The sequence below is a fragment of the Bradyrhizobium sp. P5_C11_2 genome, from assembly GCF_054049755.1.
This window is the reverse complement of the sequence record NZ_JBFULT010000650.1, coordinates 1-3,848: the sequence shown is the minus strand read 5'-3', so window position 1 is coordinate 3,848 and position 3,848 is coordinate 1. Positions and strand designations below refer to the sequence as shown.

The following is a 3,848-nucleotide window of genomic DNA, read 5'->3' as shown; positions in this document are numbered from 1 at the left end:
ACGTTTGCCTATCAAGCGGGAGGGGCGGCCAAGGCTGGGCTGCTGCCGGTTGTTGCGGATGGCGCATTCGGTGGCTGGGATCATCTCCGGTCTGCCGCAGGGCAGGACCACGGGCACGCGCCCGATGCGGCGCCGCCCCTTGACGTCGATCATCTGCTGTTCAATGCGATGAACCACCATGATTGGCACGTCTAAATGAGCCGTCGCTTGCGCTACGGTGTGCAAGCTTCATCTGGTTGTCCGGCGTCGTCGGCCTTTGGCGAGGCGCTGGTGGAGCGGCAGCGCGCGATTCTTCACCGAACGACGCCTTGATCCCGCGGCCTACGCCGACTGCGCCATCCGTCGCGTGCGATAGGCCTGCGGCGACATCAGGGTGAGCTTGCGAAAGGCCTTGCGGAAGCTGCTTTCGTCTTCATAGCCGGCCGCGCGCGCGATGGTCTTGATCGGCTGCGCGGTCGTCTCCAGCAGCGTGCGCGCGTGCTCGACGCGGCGACGGGTGATGAAGGCCTGCGGCGGCTCGCGCGTGAGCTCCTGAAACTTCCGGTTCAACGTGCGTTCGCTCAATCCGAGCGCGCCGGCGAGGCGCTTGACCGTCATCGGGCTCCTGCCGGTGCGGCGAACCAGCAGGTCGGCTCTGGTCAGCAGCGGGTCCTGCGAGAGCAGGTAGCCGACGGGCATGAAGATCGATTGGGTGCGCTGCGCCGTGTCGATGACGACATAGTCGGCGCAAAGTTTTGCGACCGCCTTGCCCTCGACCAGCTCGATCAGCTTGAGCAGAAGGTCGACCCACGACATCGGTCCGGCCGCGCAGACGATGCGGTCGGCCATGGTGATGACGGCGTCGGCGGCGAGATCGATCGTGGGATGTCGTTGCCGAAGCTCGCTTTGCAGCCACCAGGTGATGGTCGCGCGGCGGTTGTCGAGCAGGCCGGCGCCGGCCAGCAGGAAGACGCCGCTGCAAAATGCGCCGATCAGCCGGCCGTTGGCATGCTGCTGCCGGAGCCAGGCGCCGGCGCGCGCATATTGCGGTTGCAGCCGCTCCGCCGTGACATGATCGACGAGGCTGCCGGGGACAATGATCGCGTCGCAGCCGCCGCGCTTGCCGATCGCGCCATCGACCGCGAGCATCTGGCCGCCACCCGCGCGCACGGGCCTGCCGTCGAGCGAAAGCGTCTGCCAGGTGAAGCGGCATTTCGCGCCGCTCTGCTGCATCACGTGATTGGAGAGCGACAGGATGTCCGCGATCCCGGCCACCGACGAATGCATGCAGCCTTCCAGCGCCAGAATTGCTAGCTTCATGACATCTCCAGACCAATGCGGCGGATGATATCCCATCCGCGTCGGCGCCGCGTGGCGGATATTGCCCGATCTCTGTCTTATCCGCCACTGCCGGGCGGGCGGCATCCGATCCAATCTCCCGCCGTCGCCACACCACATGATTGGAGAGAACCATGCCTTACGTCACGATTTCCACCGTCCGCGGCATCCTCGACGCCGCGCAGAAGAAGCTGCTGCTCGAACGCGTCACCGACCTGCTGGTCGAGGTCGAAGGGCAGGGCAATCCCGATTTCCGCCGCAACGTCTGGGTCAGGATCGAGGAACAGGAGCCGTCGCACTGGTCGCTCGGCGGCATGCTGCCGACGCCGGAGATCATCGCCGGCACGTTCGGACCGATCGGGGCGGACGGCGTGAGGGTGGCACGGTCGAAGCCGTAGCAGCGCCTGGCGGGGCGGATCAGCCGAAGGCGTGGTCCGCCACTGCCTGCGCTCGACCGATCACGTTGCCGTCCCGCAAGGCCATTTCCATTGCGTTGCACAATCGCGACGTTGGCCGCCGCGCGCAGCATTGAGGTTGGCGCGACGAGCACCATATGCCCTGCAAGGGAGTCCTTGCCGTGCAGACCAAAAAGGCCGCCCTCGTTGCGGCGATTGGCGTCGTGGCTTTGATCTTCTGCCTTCCCGGCTCAGCGGAGGAGAGCGGCCGTCTTGCATTGACCGTCACGATTGACGGAGCCATCGGCCCTGCGTCGGCCAGCTACGTGAAGGAGGCACTGGCCAAGGCGAGCGAACGCCGCGCCGAGGTCGTGCTTCTGAGAATGAATACGCCCGGCGGTCTCAATTCCAGCATGCGCGAGATCATCGCGGATGTGCTCGCTTCGCCCATTCCCGTCATCGGTTACGTCGCTCCCTCCGGCGCCCATGCGGCGAGTGCGGGGACCTATATCCTCTATGCGACCCACATCGCGGCGATGGCGCCGGGCACCAATATCGGTGCGGCGACGCCGGTGCAGATTGGTGGACCGCTGCCGGGTCTGCCGGGCGGCACCCCCGACAAGGGCGGCAAGGACAAGAAGGACGGCGACCAGCAAAGCGAGTCCAAGGAGCAGCCCAAGGAACAGCCCAAGGATGCGATGACGGCAAAGGCGACCAATGATGCGGTCGCTTTCATCCGCAGCCTTGCGGAGCTGCGCAACCGCAATGCGGACTGGGCCGAGAAGGCGGTCCGCGAGGCTGCCACGCTCTCCGCCAATGCCGCGCTACAGGCCCATGCCATCGATCTCGTCGCGCGCGATCAGGCTGAATTGCTGAGAGAGATCGATGGCCGTGTGGTCGAGGTTGCCGGCGGCAAGACGCAACGCCTGGCGACGAAGGATGCCGTCGTCGAAGTCGTCGACCCCGGATGGATATCCCGTTTCCTGGCGGTCATCACCGATCCGAACGTGGCGTTCATTCTCCTGATGGTCGGCATCTACGGCCTGATCTTCGAGTTCATGTCTCCCGGTGCGGTCGCCCCGGGAGTCGTCGGCGCGATCTGCCTGCTGGTCGGCCTCTATGCACTCAATCTGCTACCGATCAACTATGCCGGCCTCGCCCTCATGTTGATCGGCATCGTGCTGCTCACCGTCGAAGCCTTCAATCCGACCGTGGTGATTGGTCTCGGCGGGATCATCGCGTTCCTGCTCGGCGCTCTGATGCTGTTCAGGGGCGAGGCGCCCGGCTACCACCTGTCATGGTGGGTGATCGGCACCACTGCGGCTGTGTTCATCGGCTTTGGGCTTGTCGTGCTTGGATCGCTTCGGCGCGCCGGCAATGCTCCCGCACGGGTCGGCGCGCAGGCGATGCGAGGCTTGCCTGCCGAGATTCTCGACTGGAACGGAACCGAAGGTCATGTCTTCGCCCATGGCGAGCGCTGGCAGGCGCAGGGCGCCGAAACCTTCAAGCCCGGAGACATGGCCGAGGTCGCCAACGTCGTCGACTTGACGCTGCTGATAAGGCGCGCGCCGGCCCGGACCGGCGAAGGAGGACCATCATGATGCTGGAATATCTGACCTATGCGGCACTCGCGCTGCTCGTCATCGTATTTCTATCCCAGGCCATTCGAATCCTGCGCGAATACGAGCGTGGCGTCATCTTTACGCTCGGCCGCTTCACGGGCGTGAAGGGCCCGGGCCTCATCATCCTCATTCCGGTCGTGCAGCAGCTCGTCAAGGTTGACCTGCGGGTGATGGTGCAGGTCGTGCCGCCCCAGGACGTGATTTCGCGGGACAACGTGTCCGTCAAGGTCAACGCCGTTCTGTACTTTCGCATCGTCGATCCCGAACGCGCCATCATCAAGGTCGGCGATTACATGGCCGCGACCAGCCAGCTCGCCCAGACGACGCTGCGCTCGGTGCTCGGCAAGCATGAGCTCGACGAGATGCTCGCCGAGCGCGACAGGCTGAACGCCGACATCCAGGAGATCCTCGACAAGCAGACCGACATCTGGGGCATCAAGGTCACCGGCATCGAGATCAAGGACATCGATCTCAACGAAACCATGGTGCGCGCCATCGCCAAGCAGGCCGAGGC

At 65.0% G+C, this 3,848-nt stretch carries 5 protein-coding genes; 4 read left to right on the top strand and 1 reads right to left on the bottom strand.

Annotated elements, in window-relative coordinates; genetic code table 11:
- Positions 1-195: hypothetical protein (locus tag ACXJL8_RS36110; RefSeq protein ID WP_456686545.1), on the top strand; the 195-nt coding region annotated here is incomplete at its 5' end.
- Positions 196-321: 126 nt separating this feature from the next.
- On the opposite strand, the gene ACXJL8_RS36105 is transcribed toward ACXJL8_RS36110, so the two are convergent.
- The gene (locus tag ACXJL8_RS36105) at positions 322-1,299 is read right to left on the bottom strand and encodes a GlxA family transcriptional regulator (protein WP_456620184.1); all 978 of its coding nucleotides are present in this window, start codon (positions 1,297-1,299) and stop codon (positions 322-324) included.
- Positions 1,300-1,451: 152 nt separating this feature from the next.
- Here ACXJL8_RS36105 and ACXJL8_RS36100 point away from each other — a divergent pair, with 152 nt between their 5' ends.
- The 3 genes from ACXJL8_RS36100 to ACXJL8_RS36090 all read left to right on the top strand — a co-directional run.
- Positions 1,452-1,715: a tautomerase family protein gene (locus ACXJL8_RS36100; RefSeq protein ID WP_456620183.1), complete on the top strand. Its 264-nt coding sequence runs from the start codon at positions 1,452-1,454 to the stop codon at positions 1,713-1,715.
- Positions 1,716-1,894: 179 nt separating this feature from the next.
- Positions 1,895-3,313, top strand: a complete 1,419-nt coding sequence (locus tag ACXJL8_RS36095) for an NfeD family protein (RefSeq protein ID WP_456620182.1) — start codon at positions 1,895-1,897, stop codon at positions 3,311-3,313.
- Positions 3,310-3,848: SPFH domain-containing protein (locus tag ACXJL8_RS36090; protein WP_456686544.1), on the top strand; the 539-nt coding region annotated here is incomplete at its 3' end. The genes ACXJL8_RS36095 and ACXJL8_RS36090, both read left to right, overlap by 4 nt.